The organism is Gramella sp. MAR_2010_147, assembly GCF_900105135.1.
In the GTDB taxonomy this organism is placed as follows: Bacteria; Bacteroidota; Bacteroidia; order Flavobacteriales; family Flavobacteriaceae; genus Christiangramia.
The window spans coordinates 916,702-934,701 of record NZ_LT629741.1; the positions used below are offsets into that span (position 1 = coordinate 916,702).

20 protein-coding genes and 1 tRNA gene are annotated in these 18,000 nt (G+C 36.1%); 11 read left to right on the forward strand and 10 right to left on the reverse strand.

Annotation, left to right across the window (positions count from 1 at the left end; genetic code table 11):
- The first annotated feature begins 22 nt into the window (after nucleotides 1-22).
- The 4 genes from BLT95_RS04055 to BLT95_RS04070 are packed head-to-tail and all read left to right on the forward strand — an operon-like array spanning nucleotide 23 to nucleotide 4,181.
- On the forward strand, nucleotides 23-1,942 hold the full coding sequence (locus tag BLT95_RS04055; protein WP_089664860.1) for a BatA domain-containing protein: 1,920 nt from the start codon (nucleotides 23-25) through the stop codon (nucleotides 1,940-1,942).
- A complete protein-coding gene (locus BLT95_RS04060) occupies nucleotides 1,939-3,189 on the forward strand; it encodes a dihydroorotase (RefSeq protein ID WP_089664861.1) in 1,251 nt (416 codons plus the stop codon). The genes BLT95_RS04055 and BLT95_RS04060 overlap by 4 nt, the downstream gene beginning before the upstream one ends.
- A gap of 12 nt (nucleotides 3,190-3,201) precedes the next feature.
- Complete coding sequence (locus BLT95_RS04065; RefSeq protein ID WP_089664862.1) at nucleotides 3,202-3,525, forward strand: hypothetical protein; 324 nt, start codon at nucleotides 3,202-3,204, stop codon at nucleotides 3,523-3,525.
- Nucleotides 3,525-4,181 carry an alpha/beta fold hydrolase gene (locus BLT95_RS04070; protein WP_089664863.1) on the forward strand — a complete coding sequence of 219 codons (657 nt, stop codon included), beginning with the start codon at nucleotides 3,525-3,527 and terminating at the stop codon, nucleotides 4,179-4,181. Before BLT95_RS04065 ends, BLT95_RS04070 begins: the two co-directional genes overlap by 1 nt.
- On the opposite strand, the gene BLT95_RS04075 is transcribed toward BLT95_RS04070, so the two are convergent.
- A complete protein-coding gene (locus tag BLT95_RS04075) occupies nucleotides 4,178-4,675 on the reverse strand; it encodes a hypothetical protein (protein WP_089664864.1) in 498 nt (165 codons plus the stop codon). The two genes, BLT95_RS04070 and BLT95_RS04075, sit on opposite strands and share 4 nt — an antisense overlap.
- Before the next feature lies 1 nt (nucleotide 4,676).
- On the reverse strand, nucleotides 4,677-5,438 hold the full coding sequence (locus BLT95_RS04080; protein WP_089664865.1) for an MBL fold metallo-hydrolase: 762 nt from the start codon (nucleotides 5,436-5,438) through the stop codon (nucleotides 4,677-4,679).
- Between the two features lie 104 nt (nucleotides 5,439-5,542).
- On the opposite strand from BLT95_RS04080, the gene BLT95_RS04085 reads away from it, so the two are divergent.
- Complete coding sequence (locus BLT95_RS04085; protein WP_089666841.1) at nucleotides 5,543-7,006, forward strand: nicotinate-nucleotide adenylyltransferase; 1,464 nt, start codon at nucleotides 5,543-5,545, stop codon at nucleotides 7,004-7,006.
- A gap of 80 nt (nucleotides 7,007-7,086) precedes the next feature.
- Here BLT95_RS04085 and murA read toward each other — a convergent pair whose 3' ends face one another.
- The 3 genes from murA to BLT95_RS04100 form a co-directional block, all read right to left on the reverse strand.
- Nucleotides 7,087-8,400, reverse strand: coding sequence for a UDP-N-acetylglucosamine 1-carboxyvinyltransferase (gene murA, locus BLT95_RS04090; RefSeq protein WP_089664866.1), 1,314 nt, complete (start codon nucleotides 8,398-8,400; stop codon nucleotides 7,087-7,089).
- Between the two features lie 15 nt (nucleotides 8,401-8,415).
- Complete coding sequence (locus BLT95_RS04095; RefSeq protein WP_089664867.1) at nucleotides 8,416-9,060, reverse strand: DUF4290 domain-containing protein; 645 nt, start codon at nucleotides 9,058-9,060, stop codon at nucleotides 8,416-8,418.
- A gap of 99 nt (nucleotides 9,061-9,159) precedes the next feature.
- Nucleotides 9,160-9,453 carry a DUF493 family protein gene (locus tag BLT95_RS04100; RefSeq protein WP_089664868.1) on the reverse strand — a complete coding sequence of 98 codons (294 nt, stop codon included), beginning with the start codon at nucleotides 9,451-9,453 and terminating at the stop codon, nucleotides 9,160-9,162.
- A gap of 81 nt (nucleotides 9,454-9,534) precedes the next feature.
- Between BLT95_RS04100 and BLT95_RS04105 the strand changes: the two genes are divergently transcribed.
- The 5 genes from BLT95_RS04105 to BLT95_RS04125 all read left to right on the forward strand — a co-directional run bounded on the left by BLT95_RS04105 (nucleotide 9,535) and on the right by BLT95_RS04125 (nucleotide 14,058).
- A complete protein-coding gene (locus BLT95_RS04105) occupies nucleotides 9,535-10,068 on the forward strand; it encodes an ATP-binding protein (protein WP_089664869.1) in 534 nt (177 codons plus the stop codon).
- A 6-nt stretch (nucleotides 10,069-10,074) separates the two neighbouring features.
- Nucleotides 10,075-11,976, forward strand: coding sequence for a RecQ family ATP-dependent DNA helicase (locus BLT95_RS04110; protein WP_089664870.1), 1,902 nt, complete (start codon nucleotides 10,075-10,077; stop codon nucleotides 11,974-11,976).
- Nucleotides 11,973-12,920, forward strand: coding sequence for a methionyl-tRNA formyltransferase (fmt, locus tag BLT95_RS04115; protein WP_089664871.1), 948 nt, complete (start codon nucleotides 11,973-11,975; stop codon nucleotides 12,918-12,920). The genes BLT95_RS04110 and fmt overlap by 4 nt, the downstream gene beginning before the upstream one ends.
- Before the next feature lie 185 nt (nucleotides 12,921-13,105).
- Nucleotides 13,106-13,378 carry an HU family DNA-binding protein gene (locus BLT95_RS04120; RefSeq protein ID WP_006990442.1) on the forward strand — a complete coding sequence of 91 codons (273 nt, stop codon included), beginning with the start codon at nucleotides 13,106-13,108 and terminating at the stop codon, nucleotides 13,376-13,378.
- Nucleotides 13,379-13,497: 119 nt separating this feature from the next.
- On the forward strand, nucleotides 13,498-14,058 hold the full coding sequence (locus BLT95_RS04125) for a YqgE/AlgH family protein (RefSeq protein WP_089664872.1): 561 nt from the start codon (nucleotides 13,498-13,500) through the stop codon (nucleotides 14,056-14,058).
- On the opposite strand, the gene BLT95_RS04130 is transcribed toward BLT95_RS04125, so the two are convergent.
- Together BLT95_RS04130 and BLT95_RS04135 are read right to left on the reverse strand one after the other, a co-directional pair.
- On the reverse strand, nucleotides 14,055-14,900 hold the full coding sequence (locus tag BLT95_RS04130) for an aminotransferase class IV (RefSeq protein WP_089664873.1): 846 nt from the start codon (nucleotides 14,898-14,900) through the stop codon (nucleotides 14,055-14,057). The genes BLT95_RS04125 and BLT95_RS04130 overlap by 4 nt on opposite strands.
- A gap of 50 nt (nucleotides 14,901-14,950) precedes the next feature.
- Nucleotides 14,951-15,337 (reverse strand): START-like domain-containing protein, encoded by a 387-nt coding sequence (locus BLT95_RS04135; protein WP_089664874.1) that lies wholly within the window; start codon nucleotides 15,335-15,337, stop codon nucleotides 14,951-14,953.
- A gap of 190 nt (nucleotides 15,338-15,527) precedes the next feature.
- Here BLT95_RS04135 and BLT95_RS04140 point away from each other — a divergent pair.
- Nucleotides 15,528-15,601 (forward strand) — tRNA-Met (locus BLT95_RS04140).
- A 41-nt stretch (nucleotides 15,602-15,642) separates the two neighbouring features.
- Here the strand turns inward: BLT95_RS04140 and BLT95_RS04145 are convergent.
- The 3 genes from BLT95_RS04145 to BLT95_RS04155 are packed head-to-tail and all read right to left on the reverse strand — an operon-like array spanning nucleotide 15,643 to nucleotide 17,648.
- The gene (locus BLT95_RS04145; protein WP_089664875.1) at nucleotides 15,643-16,011 is read right to left on the reverse strand and encodes a hypothetical protein; all 369 of its coding nucleotides are present in this window, start codon (nucleotides 16,009-16,011) and stop codon (nucleotides 15,643-15,645) included.
- 1 nt (nucleotide 16,012) lies between these two features.
- Nucleotides 16,013-16,576 carry a vitamin K epoxide reductase family protein gene (locus BLT95_RS04150; protein WP_197676992.1) on the reverse strand — a complete coding sequence of 188 codons (564 nt, stop codon included), beginning with the start codon at nucleotides 16,574-16,576 and terminating at the stop codon, nucleotides 16,013-16,015.
- Nucleotides 16,569-17,648 (reverse strand): NAD(P)-dependent oxidoreductase, encoded by a 1,080-nt coding sequence (locus BLT95_RS04155; RefSeq protein ID WP_089664877.1) that lies wholly within the window; start codon nucleotides 17,646-17,648, stop codon nucleotides 16,569-16,571. Before BLT95_RS04155 ends, BLT95_RS04150 begins: the two co-directional genes overlap by 8 nt.
- Nucleotides 17,649-18,000: the final 352 nt, after the last annotated feature.

Sequence of the window (18,000 nt, forward strand, 5' to 3'; positions counted from 1 at the left end):
TTGAGAAATCTTATTCCCGAATATGCAATTTCAACATCCGGAATTACTATATGCCCTGTTTCTACTAATAATTCCACTTTTAGTTCATTTATTCCGGTTAAGAAAATTTCAAAAAGAAGATTTTACCAATGTAAAATTTTTAAAAAAGATAATTAAGGAGACACGTAGAAGTTCCAAACTAAAGAAATTCTTAATCCTCACTTCCCGGTTATTATTGATCGCATGCCTCGTTCTTGCTTTCGCTCAACCCTTTATTCCGGCGAGTGACAAAGCTTTAGCTAACGCAAACACACTTATATATCTTGATAATTCTTTCAGTATGCAGGCCACCACAGAGCAATCCAGTTTACTGCATAGATCTATAAATCATTTACTGGATAATTTACGGGAGGATATTTCATATGGTGTTTTTACTAATAATTCTGAATATTTCAATCATTCAACATCAGTTCTAAGAAAGAAACTTCAGGAGGTTGAATTTACAGGTGAGCAAATCGATATTAGGCAAATTCAACTAAAAACAGCTAAATATTTTAAGAATTCTGTTGATACAGAAAACAATCTGGTCATCATCTCCGATTTTCAAAATTTTCCTGAATCTACGTCAGCAATAACTCCTGAAAATGTTAATTATCATTTTATAGATAAAAGGCCTGACGAGATTATGAATATAAGTATTGACAGTGCATATATTGAAGATTCTAATATAGAAAGTCTCTCTCTAAGAATTTTACTGAAGGCAAATAATGCCATAGAGGATCCGGTAAGCATTTCAATTTTCGACGATCAGGATTTACTGGGACGAAATACGATTACGAAATTCGAAAATGGACAGGCAGCAATTAGTTTCAGACTTCAAAATAAAGAAATTAATAAGGGTAAAATTGAAATCGAAGATTCTGGACTTCAATATGACAACGAGCTATTTTTCAATATCAATAAAAGTGATCCTATTAAAACCGTGATTATAGCTGATGCTGAAATTGGTTTTCTACAAAGGATCTATACAGAGCCAGAATTTAAAATTTCAAATTTCACTTCTAATCAGGTTGACTACAATCAGCTAAACGAGGCAAACCTGATTATATTGAATGAAATTGATCAAATCTCTCCATCCCTTGTAAACAATTTAAATAATGTTCATAGCAAAGGGACTTCAATAATTATTATTCCTTCAGAAGATTCAACTAATTACTCTGAAATTTTGAACAGTTTTGGATTTAATGCATTTGGTGAAAAAGTGGCAGCAGAAAGGTTAATTACCAGTATTACTTACGATCACCCCTTACTCCAGGATGTTTTTGAAGACAGAACAGAAAACTTTGAGTATCCAAAGGTTATGAACTCTTACAATCTAAATTCTTCCAGCTCCATTTTAAAATATCAGGATGGGCATGCATTTCTTTTAGGCACAAATTCAATTTACCTATTCACTGCAGCACTCAATACTACCAACTCAAACTTCATCAACTCCCCATTAGTAGTCCCGGTATTTTATCAAATTGGTCTTAATTCTTTGAAGAAAAATGAGCTCTATTATAAAACAAACAGCGAGAGCACTATTGAGATTCCGTTAGAAATAGGAAAAGATCAGGTATTACATATTTCAAAATCGCAGGTTAATGTAATTCCTCAGCAACAAAACCTGGGCAATCGGGTTGAAATTAGTACAAATAATATTTCTTTAGAAGCTGGGAACTATGAAATATCGAATACATCCTCTCCTATTGGCAATATTAGTTTCAACTATGATAGAAACGAAAGTGATCTCAGCTATGCTGATTTATCCAAAATAGATCATATTGAAATATATGATTCGGTAAGAGATTATTTTTCCAAATCAAATGCAGCCTCTCAAATTACGGCACTTTGGAAATGGTTTGTTATTTTTGCCATGATCTTTTTAGTCATCGAAATGCTACTTATAAAACTCCTCAAATGAAGCTACTCTTAAAATCGATTACAATCCTGGATGACACCTCCAAACATCACAAGAAAAAACTTGATATATTTATTGATCATGGGGTGATTAAAAAGATTGACAAAAATCTAAAGGAGAAAGCAGATAAGGAAGTTAATATTGAAAACCTCCATGTTTCTCGTGGCTGGTTTGACAGTAGCGTAAGTTTCGGCGAACCTGGATTTGAAGACAGAGAAACAATTGCCAATGGATTGGATACTGCCGGAAAATCTGGCTTTAGTGCTGTTGGTTTGAATCCGTATACCAATCCAGTGCTGGATCATAGTGGGAGTATTGCAGCAGTCAAGGCAAAAGCCAATGGCCACCCTGTTCAGCTTTACCCCATAGGTGCGCTTACCAATAAAAGTGAAGGTATAGACCTGGCGGAATTACTGGACATGAAAGGTGCCGGGGCAATAAGTTTTGGTGATTATAAAACTCCTCTTCGCAACCCTAATCTTCTAAAGATCGCATTGCAATATGCTCAGAATTTTGATGCCCTTATACAAAGTTATCCCCAGGAAAATAGGATCGCGGGCAACGGTATGGTAAATGAACATGAAAACAGTACGTCTCTTGGCTTGAAAGGGATCCCAAATCTTGCCGAAGAATTACAAATCACTAGAGATCTTTATTTGCTGGAATATACTGGCGGTAAGTTACATATTCCAACTATTTCTACCGAAAAATCTGTCAAACTCATTAAAGAAGCCAAGAAAAAAGGACTGGATGTAAGTTGCAGTGTTGCAATTCATAATCTGGTTCTTAATGATGATGAATTAAAGGAGTTTGATGGGAATTCTAAAGTAATGCCTCCCTTAAGGACAAAGAAGGATGCCAAAGCTCTTATAAAGGGTCTAAAAGATGGCACTATAGATATGGTTACCACAGATCATAATCCTATTGATGTGGAACATAAAAAAGTGGAATTTGATAATGCACTTTATGGCAGTATTGGTTTGGAATCTGCTTTTGGTGCTTTATGTACTCAATTTGAAATAAATGAAGCTGTTAAGATCCTTTGCAGTGGTAAAAAACGATTTCAACTTGAAGATTATAAGATCATGGAAGGAGAAGTTGCAGACTTAAGCCTTTTTATTCCTGGTGAGAAATACCGCTTTACTGAAAAAGATATCCTTTCATCCTCAAAGAATAGTATTTTCCTTCATAAGGAATTAAAGGGAAAAGCTCTGGGAGTAATTACTAAAAATGGAATTATTCTGAAATAAATTAATAAAAAAATGGAGATTACGGGACAGGCAAAAACTACTGCTATTGTTGCCTATATTACAATTATAGGCACGATCATAGCTTACTTTATGAACCTAGAGACCAAAGACAGATTTGCCAGTTTTCATATTAGACAGGCCTTTGGTATCAATATAACTTTTTATGCCATAGGAGCTTTAATGGGCATGTTTGATCAGGGCTTAATTATTGGCGCTTTTTACGTATGCTTTATTGTATTATGGGGTTATGGCCTTATTACTGCAATAAAAGGAGAAACACGCGAGGTCCCTTTTCTAGGACCTCTATTTCAAAAATGGTTTAGTACAATTACATAATGACTACAGAATTTTCACTGCAACATATTATTAGAAAACCTAAAAAAGAGCTTTCAAAAGCTCCGGTTTTAATACTTCTTCATGGGTACGGAAGCGATGAAAACGACCTTTTTTCTTTTGCTGAAGAATTACCGGAAGACTTGTTTATCATTTCAGCCAAAGCCCCGTACACCATGCAACCCTACGGAAACGCCTGGTATGCTATTCATTGGGATAATAACGATGGTAAATTTAGTGATGATGTACAGGCCATCACCTCCCGCGACACTATACGTGATTTTATTGACGAAGTGATAGAGAAATATCCGGTAGATCCAGATAATATCAATCTTCTTGGGTTTAGTCAGGGAAGTATCTTGAGCTATGCCGTAGCCCTTTCCTATCCTCAAAAAATCAGGAATGTAATCGCTTTAAGCGGGTATGTAAATAAAGGAATTATATCGAAAGGATTTGAAGACAATGATTTTTCAAATTTGAGTTTTTATTGCTCCCACGGATCTGTAGACCAGGTAATTCCTGTAGATTGGGCTAGAAAGACCAAACCCTTTTTAGATGAACTTGATATTGAAAACTCCTATTCAGAATTTCCCGTGGGACATGGAGTAGCTCCTCAAAACTTCTTTGAATTTAAAGACTGGCTAATAAAGCGAATTTAATATTGTGGGTAGATAAATGATTTTTCAGTAAAAAACTGAATGTCACCATCTTTGGTTACATCATAGCTTAAGAATACTTCCCCCCAATAAGTACCATCAGTAAAGTCGGCAATAACCCATTTGTGGTTTAAAACTTTAATTTTATTAATGCGCATATCTCCTTCCATCCCATCCACAGGAATAAGTGGATTATCTTCCCCTGCCTTATTTTTACTTATAATGGCATCTTCAATCCTTAGAATAAGATTATCATAATCAATGCCTTTATTCTCAAAATATGTAATGGCGTCTTCATTATTCTTCAGGCTGAAGTAATCTTCACTGTTGGTAGAGTTCATTGAGTTTTCAGCATCAGCTTCAACTTGCTCCAGCTTCTCCTGAAGATTCTCTATCCTTTCCAGTTTGGAATCCAATATTCTTTTATCATTTACATAAATAAAAATGCAGAATAAAAGAGTAAAAATGAACAGATACATCAATATCTTGTTTCCCATGCTAAACCGTGATTTTTAAATTATCAAAAGCCAGATGAACGTTTTTTGGAAGGGTTTTCTCCACTTCTTCATGAAACCCCAACATATGGCTTATATGTGTTAGATAAGCCTGTTCTGGCTTAACTTTTTCAATAAATTCTAATGCTTCCTCTAGATTAAAATGAGAATGATGAGGCTCAATTCTCAGCGCGCTCACTACCAGAACTTTTAGATCACTCAACTTCTCAACTTCTTTTTCTTCAATAGATTTAAGATCTGTTAAATAAGCAAAATCTTCCATCCTGAACCCAAATACCTGTAATCTATTATGCATAAATTCAACCGGGGTTACAGTTAAACCATGAAAATTGAAAGGTTTATTCTCTATAATATTTTCAATGACACCGGGTGCTCCTGGATACTTATTTTCAGTAGCAAAGATATAATCAAAGCGTTTTCTAAGTGCACTTAATACTCTTTTATGAGCATATACGGGAATATCACCCTGTCTGAAAAAAAAAGGTCTTATATCGTCAAGGCCTGCGGTATGGTCATTATGCTCGTGTGTATAGAAAATTGCATCGAGTTTCTTAACATTATTGGCAAGCATTTGCTGCCTGAAGTCTGGGCCACAATCTATAAGAATATTAAGATCGTTCCAGGTAATAAGAATAGACACCCTTAACCTCTTGTCTTTGGAGTCTGTACTAAGGCATACCGGATGTTCACTTCCAATAATTGGAATCCCCTGTGATGTTCCTGTTCCTAAAAATGTTACGTCCAAGCCGTGTTATTTTTAGCACAAAAGTAAATATATTTTTTTGTATGCCTACCGCTTTTAGTACTTTTGAAGTATACATACAACATTGTTTATTTAAAAGGAAAAATATGCCAATTACTATCATGGGCGATAAGGAATTTGAAAATGTTCCTTCTATTAATAGCAAAGCCCTTCGTATCAATTTAAATGAAAATATCTACGGGACATTTTCTGAGATTGGTGCTGGTCAGGAGACAGTGCGTAATTTTTTCCGAGCTGGAGGGGCATCAGGAACTATTGCAAAGGCAATGAGTGCCTATGATAAAGACTTTAGTGATGCGATCTATGGGGTTGAAAATGACCGTAGATATGTTACAGAGGCAAGATTAAAAAAAATGCTCGCCCATGAGACCGGACTTATTGAAGAAAGGATTTCCCGAGAAAAACATCCTAATAAATTATTCTTTACCTACGCAAATACAGTGGCAACCATAGATTTTGCCAAGAAATATAAAGGTCATGGATGGGTTGGAATCAGGTACCAGGTGGAGCCTGGAGAAGAATACAACGAGATTCTTCTTCACATAAGATTTCATGAAAATGACGCCAGACATCAGCAAAATACTTTAGGGATTTTAGGAGTTAACCTTATTTACGGTGCTTATTACAAGTACGACAATCCTAAGAAATTACTTAGATACTTATATGATCATATCGACAAAGATCAGATTGAGATTGATACTATCAATTTTTCTGGTCCCAGATTTGAAAATGTAGATAATAGACTTATGAGTCTTCAGCTCGTTAAGAACGGAATGACGGAGGCTGTAATGTTTGGACCTGACGGAAATAATGTACTTCCAGCAAAGATCCTTTACAAAAAGAATATCCTGGCACTAAGAGGTAGTTTTAGACCGGTTACCAAGGTAAATATGGATATGTACGAGCGATCTAAAGAAATGTTCCTGAATGAGAGCAAGGTTTCTGAAGAGAATACTGAGATCATATTTGAGATTACCTTATCTAATCTTCGAGCTGAAGGTGAGATTGACGAACGTGATTTTATGGATCGCGCAGAACTCTTATGTTCTCTTGGACAAACAGTTATGATATCTAATTTCCAGGAATACTTTAAGGTAGTAGAGTATTTCTCCAGGTATTCAAAACAAAGAATGGGTCTTACCATGGGAGTTCAAAACCTGGTTGATGTATTTGATGAGAAATACTATCGCCACCTAAGCGGTGGTATTCTTGAAGCTTTCGGGAAATTATTTTTTAAAGATCTTAAGGTTTACCTCTACCCTCTTAAAGATGCCGAAACTGGCGAGATCACAACCAGCGATAGCTTAAAAGTACATCCAAGAATGAAGGAGCTCTATAAGTTCTTTAAGTATAATGGACGCGTAGAAGACATCAAAAACTACAATCCTGAAACTCTCAATGTATATTCCAGGGAAGTTTTAAAAATGATCTCTGAAGGCGAAGAAGGCTGGGAAGATATGCTGCCTGAAAAGACAACAGCCATGATCAAGGATAAAAATTTATTCCACTATAAGGAAAATAAGGCAAAAGCCAAGACTGAAGAAGTATAGCACTTTTCAGAATAGGAATAAAAAAGGCTGCTCAAATGAGCAGCCTTTTTTATTCTTTTGATATATAATAACCTACAAAATCATTCCAATCTTGTAATTTTTGCTCCAATACCTTTTAAACGCTGTACAATATGCTCGTAACCTCTATCTATTTGTTCTATATTATGAATAGTAGAAGTTCCTTTTGCTGAAAGTGCTGCTATTAATAAAGAAATACCGGCTCTAATATCTGGCGATGTCATGGTAGTAGCTTTTAACTGAGATTTAAAATCATGACCAATAACGGTAGCTCTGTGTGGGTCACAAAGAATGATCTTCGCTCCCATATCTATGAGTTTATCTACAAAGAACAGTCTACTCTCAAACATTTTTTGATGTATAAGCACACTTCCCCTTGCCTGTGTGGCAACCACCAGGATGATACTTAAAAGATCTGGAGTAAAACCTGGCCAGGGAGCATCACTTATATTCATAATAGACCCGTCAATAAAACTTTGAACCTCATATCCGTCATCATGTGCAGGGATATAAATATCATCTCCTTGCTTTTCAACTTTTATTCCAAGCTTTCTGAAGGTAGTTGGAATAATACCCAGCATTCCCCAGTTTACATTCTTTATAGTAATACTACTTTTGGTCATCGCAGCCAAACCTATCCACGATCCAATTTCAACCATATCAGGAAGAACCCTGTGTTCACATCCGCCAAGCTTTTCTACTCCTTCTATAGTAAGTAAGTTAGAACCTACTCCGCTTATTTTAGCCCCCATAGAATTCAGCATATTGCATAATTGCTGAAGATATGGTTCGCAAGCTGCATTATAAATGGTTGTAGTGCCTTTAGCAAGAACAGCTGCCATTACAATATTAGCAGTTCCGGTTACAGAAGCTTCTTCCAAAAGCATAAAATCACCTTTTAATCCATCAGGTGCTTCTACTCCATAAAATCTTTCTTCCTTATTATATCGAAATTCAGCACCCAATTTCATAAAACCTTCGAAGTGCGTATCCAGTCTTCTTCTTCCAATTTTATCACCTCCCGGTTTTGGAATATAACCTTTCCCAAATCTCCCAAGCATAGGCCCTACGATCATTATGGAACCTCTAAGACCTCCACCGTCTACCTTAAACTGTTCACTGTTTAGATAGTTCATATTAAGCTCATCACTTTTAAAGGTATAACTCCCTTTTCCAGTATGCTCAACTTTAACTCCCAGATTGCGTAATAGATTGATTAGTTTATTAACATCAAGAATATCTGGAATATTATTTATAGTAACTGTTTCATCAGTTAACAATACAGCACATAAGATTTGCAGTGCTTCGTTTTTTGCTCCCTGGGGTTGAATTTCCCCGCTCAAACGATGACCGCCTTCAATTTGAAAAGTTCCCATTAAAAATTATTGAGTTTAGTGGCGTTTACGACCTCCTTTACGGCCGGTTTTTTTATGACTCTTAGAGTATTTCTTCTTAGTTCCCCCTCCTCCTCTTACAAGATCTGAGGCCTGACTTAGATCTTCGTCAATGTTCTTAGGATTTATTTTACCATTACTAAGTTCATTAAGGTGATTAAAGATCACCTCGTCATCTACCGAATCCCTGTTCCAGTTCAGATAGGATTTCTTCATATGATTGGCTATGGTAAGAACAAGAGCTTCTTTAAAATCACCTTCTTCAAGATCTTTAGCCGCATCAATCATTCGCTTGATATTATTTCCGTAAAACCTATACTTAGGGTTGTTTTCAGGATATTCAAGCATTTCAGGTCTTTCAGCAAGCATTTCTCTTGTAGGCTTCGGAAATGGTGAGTCTACGTTAAGTTTAAAATCACTTATAATAAATAGCTGATCCCAAAGCTTATGTTGAAAATCTGGAACATCGCGTAAATGAGGATTCATATTCCCCATCACTGCGATAATAGAATTAGCAACCTTATTTCTTTCCTGATCATCTTCTATGCTCACGGTATGTTCTACCATTTTCTGAAGATGTCTTCCATATTCAGGAATTATCAGTTTACTCCTTTCAGAGTTATATTCTAATGCGTTTGTCAAAATTGAAGTTTAATTAGGTAATTTATTGAAGTTTACTCCTGCCTGCAAAATACTAAATATTACTAAAGGAGCACAAGAAAAAAGATTCTTTTATAGCTCTTAGAGGGAAATCACACCCTCCACTTTATTGGCTACTTCCAGGTATTTTTCTATTACGGCATCGGGATTTTTCATTCTCACATTTATAGAAACACTTGTATAAGTACCTTTTTTAGATTGCTTGGTCTCTATGACCGCTCCCATATCATTAAAAATAGCTTCAACCTCATCAATCTTATCTCCTTTGGTAGGAACAATGAATTTGTACAAATATTCTGATGGCCACATCGCAGTATCCTGTAACTGCTTTTTAAGTTTTGCATAAAACTCTTCCGGATTCTTAGACTCGCTCATAATTTTCTTCTTCGATTCCTGGCAAAGATACAAGGAATGATCCCATTTTTATAATCAAATTCAATTGTCGAAATTTGCCAGGTGAAAAATAAAAAAATTGTCATCACCGGTGGTCCGGGAACCGGAAAATCATCCATCATCCATAAACTCGAAGAGAAAGGTAAAAAATGTCTTCATGAGATATCCAGGCAGGTCACTCTTGAAGCTCAGCAAGAAGGTATTGATCAGTTATTTTTAGAAAAGCCACTACTATTTAGTGAAAAACTTTTAGAAGGCAGGCTGAATCAGTATATCGAAGCTTCTGAAATAAAATCAGATCATATTTTTATAGATCGTGGTTTACCCGATGTGGTTGCTTATATGGATTATTTCAGGACTGATTATCCCGAAATATTCAATCAAACCTGTGAAAACAATCGCTATGACCAGATTTTTATACTCCCTCCATGGAAAGAGATCTATACTAGCGATAACGAACGTTACGAGAGTTTTGAGGAAGCCTTAAAAATTTCGTCTTATCTTTATACTACCTACAAACGCTATGGTTACGATCCAATTGAAGTTCCCAAATTGAGCGTTATAGAGCGTACAAATTTCATTTTAGATAAGATTTAAGCAAATTTGCAACAAGAAGCTTTAAAAATATTAGAAAAATACTGGGGTTTTTCTGAATTCAGGACGCAACAGTACGAGGTTATAGAATCTATTCTGAAAAAGAAAGATTCACTTACTCTATTCCCCACGGGAGGTGGAAAATCTATTTGTTTCCAGGTTCCCGCATTAATGAAAGAAGGAATATGTGTCGTGGTCTCGCCATTAATTTCTTTAATGGAAGACCAGGTAAATTCACTACAGCAGAAAAACATTAAAGCTATGGCAATTACCGGTGGGATCTCCTATAGTGATCTTGACCGGAATCTCGATAATTGCATCTTTGGGAATTATAAATTTCTTTATTTATCTCCTGAAAGATTACAACAGGAATTAGTTCGCGAACGCTTAAAGCAAATGAACATCAACCTAATAGCTGTTGATGAGGCTCATTGTATATCTCAATGGGGACACGATTTTAGACCTGCATATAGAAGCATTTCTGAACTAAGAGACCTTTTACCGGAAGTTACTGTAGCTGCATTCACTGCAACTGCAACCAAAGGCGTGGTGAAAGATATATGCCATCAGCTTGATCTTAAGGATCCCGTGGTTCACCAAAAATCTTTTGAAAGATCAAATCTTCAATATGAAGTGATTAGAACGGAAGATAAATATTTTCGTCTCACTCAAATTCTGAATCAGGAATCTGCGATCATTTATGTTAGAAGCAGAAATGCCACACAGGAAATTAGCGAATTCTTAAATAAAAACGGAATAACAGCCGCTGCCTACCATGGCGGTATGAAGAAAGAAGATAAATCCAGGAGATTCGAAAAATGGCTAACTAGTAAGATTAGTGTTATGGTTGCCACTACAGCCTTTGGAATGGGTATAGACAAACCTGATGTGAGAAGCGTTATTCATATAGACCTTCCGGAAAGTATGGAGAGTTATTTTCAGGAGGCTGGAAGAGCCGGTAGAGATTCAAAGCCGGCAAAAGCAATTATCCTGACTAATGCCGGTGATATTCCCGTATTAAAAAACCAGTTTTTAAATAACCTTGCATCAGTTGAAGATGTAAAACTTGTTTACCGGAAGTTGAATGCTTATTTCAGAATTGCATTTGGGGAGGGTGAAAATATGGAACAGGACTTCAATTTCGCCAGCTTTTGCAATCAGTATAATTTCAATTCCCACAAGACCTTTAATGCTCTGCAATTACTAGACCGATGCAGTATTTTGAGGCTATCGCAGAATTATCAGAAAAAAACAGAGATTAGAATTTTACTTTCGGGAACTCACCTGGATCATTATCTTGATGAAAATCCCAGATATGCGAATGTTATAAGAACCATTTTGAGAAATTATGGCGGAGTCTTCGAAAATTTGATCACCTTTAATATGGCTTCCGTAAGCGAAAAATCAAATATTTCGGAAAAAGATTGTACCAAAATTTTTGAAGAGTTGCATCAAAAAGAAATTATCGAATTTCATTTGTCTAAACATGACGCCAGCATCACTTATCTAATGCCAAGGGAAGATGATGCAACTATAAACCCTGTTTCAGCTTTTATCAAAGAATACAATAACACTAAAAAGGCCAAAATCGAAGCTGTTCTTGATTTTGTTGAGAATGACCGTGTTTGCAGACAGGTCCAATTATTAAAATATTTTGGAGAGGAAGATCCTAAGCCATGTGATAAATGTTCTGTTTGCAATATGCAAGATGAAAAATTATCCAGGGATGATATGAATGAGATCTATTTAGGCATTCTTCGTTTTCTTAAAAATGGCCCAAAAAGTTCCAGAGATATCGTGGCAAACTTAAAATATCGTGAGAATTCGGTTCTAAAAGTTATAAGCTTACTTTGCGAAAAAGAAGTTTTAGCCCGAACTGAAAATAATAAGTATAAAATATTGAATAAATGAGAGACCTTAGAATAGTCTTTATGGGAACTCCAGAATTTGCTGTAAAAAGTCTGGAAGCCATCTTAGACGCTGGATATACAGTTGTGGGTGTAATTACTGCTCCTGATAAACCTGCCGGCAGAGGAAGAAAGCTCAGGGAAAGTGCGGTAAAAAGTTATGCTCTTTCTAAAAACCTGAAAGTTTTACAGCCAACCAATTTAAAATCTGAAGAATTTCAGAATGAGCTCAAAGAATTAAACCCTAATGTTCAGGTTGTGGTCGCTTTTAGGATGCTCCCTAAAGCTGTTTGGGATCTTCCAGAATACGGGACATTCAACTTACATGCTTCCCTCCTGCCTCAATACAGAGGTGCTGCGCCTATAAACTGGGCGATTATTAATGGAGAAGAGAAAACAGGAGTTTCTACATTTTTTCTTGACGAGAAAATTGATACCGGTTCCATCATACTTCAGGAGGAAACCAATATAGACAATAATGAAACAGTGGAGTCCCTACACGATCGCTTAATGGATATAGGCTCTGAACTGGTAGTTAAAACACTAAAATATATTGAACTCGATAAAATTGAGACAGAAATTCAACCGGAAAATGAAGCTTTGAAAGAAGCACCAAAACTTCATAAAGACAATACTAAAATAGACTGGAATACTTCCATAGATCGTATCTACAATTTAATACGAGGTCTTAATCCCTATCCTGCTGCCTGGTGCTATCTAGAGAATACTTCAGATGAATTAAAAGTAAAAATCTACGATATTGAAAAGATAAAACAGGAACATCACTTGCCAAATGGAACAATTACAATTCATGATAATACTATTAAGGTAGCTGCAACCGATGGATATATTTTAATCAAGGAAATACAATTGCCAGGCAAAAGAAAGATGCTTTCTAAGGCACTTTTAAATGGTTTTAATTTCGCTCCAGATGCTAAAATGCGCTAAAGCCTTATTAACAGTGAATTTGTTGCATTTTAATAAAAAACAATTATCTTTATTAACAATACAATCAAGTTATTAACAAATACGGGCTTTTCCCTTGTCATTACTTGCATGAACAAGAAATCCGTATAAATTTGTAAGTCAGTTTAACAGAATGTTTAACCAACAATTAATTTAAAATTCAAATTATGAACAAAACAGATTTAATCGACGCAATGGCTGAAAACGCTGGAATTTCTAAAGCAGCAGCAAAAAAAGCATTAGAGTCTTTCCTTGAGAACGTTGAAAAGTCTCTTAAAAAAGGAGATAGAGTATCATTAGTAGGATTCGGATCATGGTCTGTATCTAAAAGAGCTGCTCGTGAAGGAAGAAACCCACAAACCGGAAAAACTATTAAGATTGCTGCTAAAAACGTAGTGAAATTTAAGGCCGGAGCAGATTTACAAAAAGCTGTGAACTAATAATTTGTATTAGTAAAAATTAAAGCCTTCTCTAGAGAAGGCTTTTTTTATTTAAAATTTTAGGCTTTGTATTGCATTTATTGCAATAAATAATTAGTTTAGATAAAAAGACTGCTACAATGATCGCGTTAAAACCAACCAAGGGCCATCTTTTAGTTGCAGAACCATCTATTATTGGAGATGTCTCTTTTAATCGTTCTGTCGTCCTCCTTGCTGACCATTCTGACAATGGATCGGTTGGATTTATCCTGAATAAAATTCTGGATTTTTCACTTAAAGATCTTATCCCGGAGGTTAAAGGAGATTTCAAAGTATATAACGGCGGACCAGTAGAACAGGATAACTTATACTTTATTCACAAGATCCCGGACCTTATTCCAGACAGTATTGAAATTGCCCATGGAATCTACTGGGGAGGTAATTTTGAAGCCGTAATGGATCTTATTGCTAAAGAGCTAATTGATGATAAACAAATCAAGTTCTTTTTAGGCTACTCCGGTTGGGATGCGAACCAATTGGATGAAGAATTAAATTCTCATTCCTGGATAATCACGGCAAACGGAGACAATAAAGATTTGCTTGAAAAACCTTACAATTCTTTCTGGAAAGATAAAATGCTGGAATTAGGAGGCGAATATATGCTTTGGTCCAATTCACCGGAAAATCCAACCTATAATTAACCCAACCTTGCCTTTACATTAAGTTTACTCAAAAGATCTTTTGACACTGTGTGTGTGAATTCTTTTTTACGGTATTTGCTTACCGGTTGAATTCCCTGTGCTACATTCGTAATAAAAAGTTCATCAGCTTTTTGCAATTCAAATGGAGAAACCGAAGCCTCCTCTAAAGAATACTCCTCTGTTTTCTTAAGAATATTGATAAGTTGCTTTCTAATAATACCATTTAAAACACCGTCACTCAATGGTGGGGTTTTAATAGTAGTTCCTTTTACCACAAAAAGATTTCCATTAAGCGCTTCCACTACACTCTTCTTTTCATTTAAGAGCAGACAATTGTCATAGCCATTCTCACTGGCATAAATACTTCCCAGAACATTGACAGCCCGATTATTTGATTTAATGGTGGAAAGCAACCCACTCGCGACATAATGATCTTTAAAAAGTTCTATTTCATAATTTTCCTCATTGAATAAATAAAAAGAACTTTCCATAGCCTCAGCACTAATCACATAGCCAATTTCCCTGGTTGCTGGTGAATAATAACCTCCCTGGAGTCTATATACTGCAAATTTGATTCTTGCAGGGGAGGTTGAAAGATCATTAGCTTCAATAATATTCTGGATCTCTTTTTCTAAAAACTCCGGAGAAAAGCTGGAAGGTATTTCCATTCTCATGATACGCATTGAAGCCATAAGTCTAAAGTAATGGTCTTCCCAAAACATTATCTTACCGCTAATTACGCGTATTGTTTCAAATACTGAATCACCATAAGCGAAACCTCGATTTAAAACCGATAGTTTTGCGTTTTCCGTTCTGACTAATTTTCCGTCCTGATTGATCATAAAAAAACCCCGTTTAAAACGGGGCAAAGTTACTATTTATAATGTGAAATCTAGGCTGATCCTAGAATCTGTTTAAGATCTGAAACCATATTCTCCCATAGCATTTTACCTTCGTCAATTTCATCATCCTCGGCAAAATCAGTGATCATAAGGGAAACATCTTTTGTTATATCATCTACCTGTATGCGTAATTCGAAAAAATAAGGAGTGTCTTCGTCATCAATCCATTTAAACTTAATACGTTCATCACTTTTCTTACTTAAGAGCTTTGCTTTTTCTTCACTACCTTCCCATATAAAAGTAAAAAATTCCCCTCGGGAATTTACATTATCGGCATACCACTCACTTAAACCTGAGGGAGTTGAAATATATTGGTAAAGTAATGAAGGAGAAGCTTGAATAGGAAACTCCATTTCGTATTTTATCTTTTCTTCCATTCTTGATTAATTAGTTTCGGGCAATATAGATATTAATTAGAAAGATAAAAAGAAATCAAAATAAATATTTTAGAAAATAAAGTTTGTGTCAAAACAAATTGTTTTTATATTTGCACCCGCATTGCAGAAATCCCGCGAAGCCTTTTATTACAAGGCTTTTAAAGAATTCAGACAATTGTAAAATTCCTATGGCGAGGTAGCTCAGTTGGTTAGAGCGTCGGATTCATAACCCGGAGGTCCCGAGTTCAAATCTCGGTCTCGCTACAGCTAAAAATCCCTTCATATTTGAAGGGATTTTTTAATATCTAAGATGATTTTTTAATATGTTCAGGATTCTTCTCCCATAATGAAGACCAGCCACCACCGTAGCCTTTTTCAATTTTCCCCTGTATCGAAGCGAATATAAGTACTAAAACTCCTACTCCCATATCACTTATGATAGCCAAGTTATTATCATAACCTAAAAGCCAGGGAGCTGCCAGAAGCCAGATTCCAACAGGAAAATTCCATTTTCGCACCACCCGGGTAGCTTCCCAGATTGCAACTATAGAGAAGGTTACAATTATAGGGCCTGCTATGTGCCCGTTATCTGCAGCTGCTGAGGAATATTGGAGTAATCCCGGTGCCACCATAAGCCACAATCCTAAAAATGTATTTATTATTCTTGGCCACATATCAATTTACTTTTTCAATTTCCGATTGTACTCCCCAAAACGCTTTCCAGGTGGAGGCATCAGATCTTCTCACACGTTGCATATATTGAAGGCTTGCCAGCATTTCATCCATGGCCGGACCTATCATTGCAATAGAAATAACCGCTGAACAAAGGCAAAGCGTACACCAGGCTGAGAACAGAACCGGCTGAAATACGACCAGCATCACGCTAACAAAACCTAAAGGTCCTACGGCCAGCCCAAAAACTATTACGATCCAAGGCATTTTCTTCCATCTACCAGTTCCACCTATAATACCGGTTACAGCATCTACAAGATATCCAAAAGCTCCGAGCGCGGCATCAGGAATTGGCAATACATTTGAAACTTTTGAATTGAGAATTTGCACACTCCCATCACCGAAAAAAGGCTCCCATACATTGCTGAGAATATCCAGCTGATAAAGAGCCAGGTAACTTGCGATAAAGAAGCCAATCATAGCAAGTATCACAATAGGAACTCGCTGAGACCAGGTAGCCGGATTGTAATCCCACCCGGGTGGAATAAGGTGTGAATCTTTAGTCATATTTAAGGTCATTTTGCTTATACCATAGTTCCGGATCTTTCTTAAGATTTTCAATGATCGATGGAAGTGTATCCATTATCCTGTGCTTAGGCTCCCAGTCAAGATATTTTTTCGCCCGGCTAATAGCTAGTTCGTAATGATCATCTGCCCTATCAATCATCCAGGGTTTAATAAACGGATCTCCAACCAGGTCACGTGTCCAGGCTCCTGCCTTTGCAAGGGCCTTAGGCACTTCATAGGTTGTCCATTCTTCGCCATGGATAAGACGCCCTAAAAGATCCTGCAACTCTTTATAGGTGGGAGTTGTAGGCTCACCAATATTTATAGGGATCTCATTAGGTAGTTTTTTACGCTTTTCTACTGTCTTTAAAATAGCATCCAGGACATCCTCCTTGTGAACGAATACATTTCCGTGATTAATATCTCCTGAATACAAGTGACTTACCAGCTCTTTTTCATAGATGCGTTTTATATGCTGACCAATGGGTATTGAATGTCCTATATGGTCATAAACACCGGCAATCCTTAAAAAAACCGTTTCAATATCATTATTATTTTCCCTTACCAGCTCTTCTGTAATTATTTTGGATTCGGGATAGCCCCAATTTGCTTCTACCGGACAGTCTTCATGAATTTTTCTTCCTGGTTCGGTTGGTTTATATATTAGGTTAGAACTTGCATAAATAAACTGATCTACTTCAAAATCCTGTAACTGCTTTAAAAATTTTCGGGTTCCTTCCACATTGATCTCCTGATATCCAGGACTGTCTTTGGTATTGAAACTATAATATGCAGCAAGATGTATTACTGATGCTATTTTGCTTCCATAACCATATCTTATCCGCTCCATTGCTGCATCAATGGCACGCTCGTCTGTAATATCAAAGTTTACACATTCAGCCTGTAACGGAGGATATGGTGGGCCTAAACGATCGAGACCGACAACTCGATAGTTTTGAGCTAACTTTTCAATCAATGAAAAACCGAGCAATCCGCTACTCCCGCTGATTACAATAACTTCTTTTTCGGTAGTTCTTGCTCCTTTTTTGGGGTGATCTATGATCTGATCCATAAAATTTGGCTGTTAGTCAGTTTTAATAACTTAAATTTAAGTATTGGAAGTATCAACAGCAAAATAGAAAGCGTAGGAAAGGCATCAATTAACCAAATTTTATTATTATTCAACATGGTTTTAACCTTCTAATTAGATAATTCGATAAAAGGAATTAAAATTTTATAAATCTTGGGAAACGTTGCCCCTACTTCTTATTTTAAGATCAAAATTTCACATATGAACTATTTCAGTCCAGCCGTGATTCTTTAAACATTTTTCGTCCTTAATAATCATCATCATTTTCAAAACTCTGGAATGAAATATCACTTTAAACAGATGAATGAATATATTGTTATTTTACCTTTTTAAA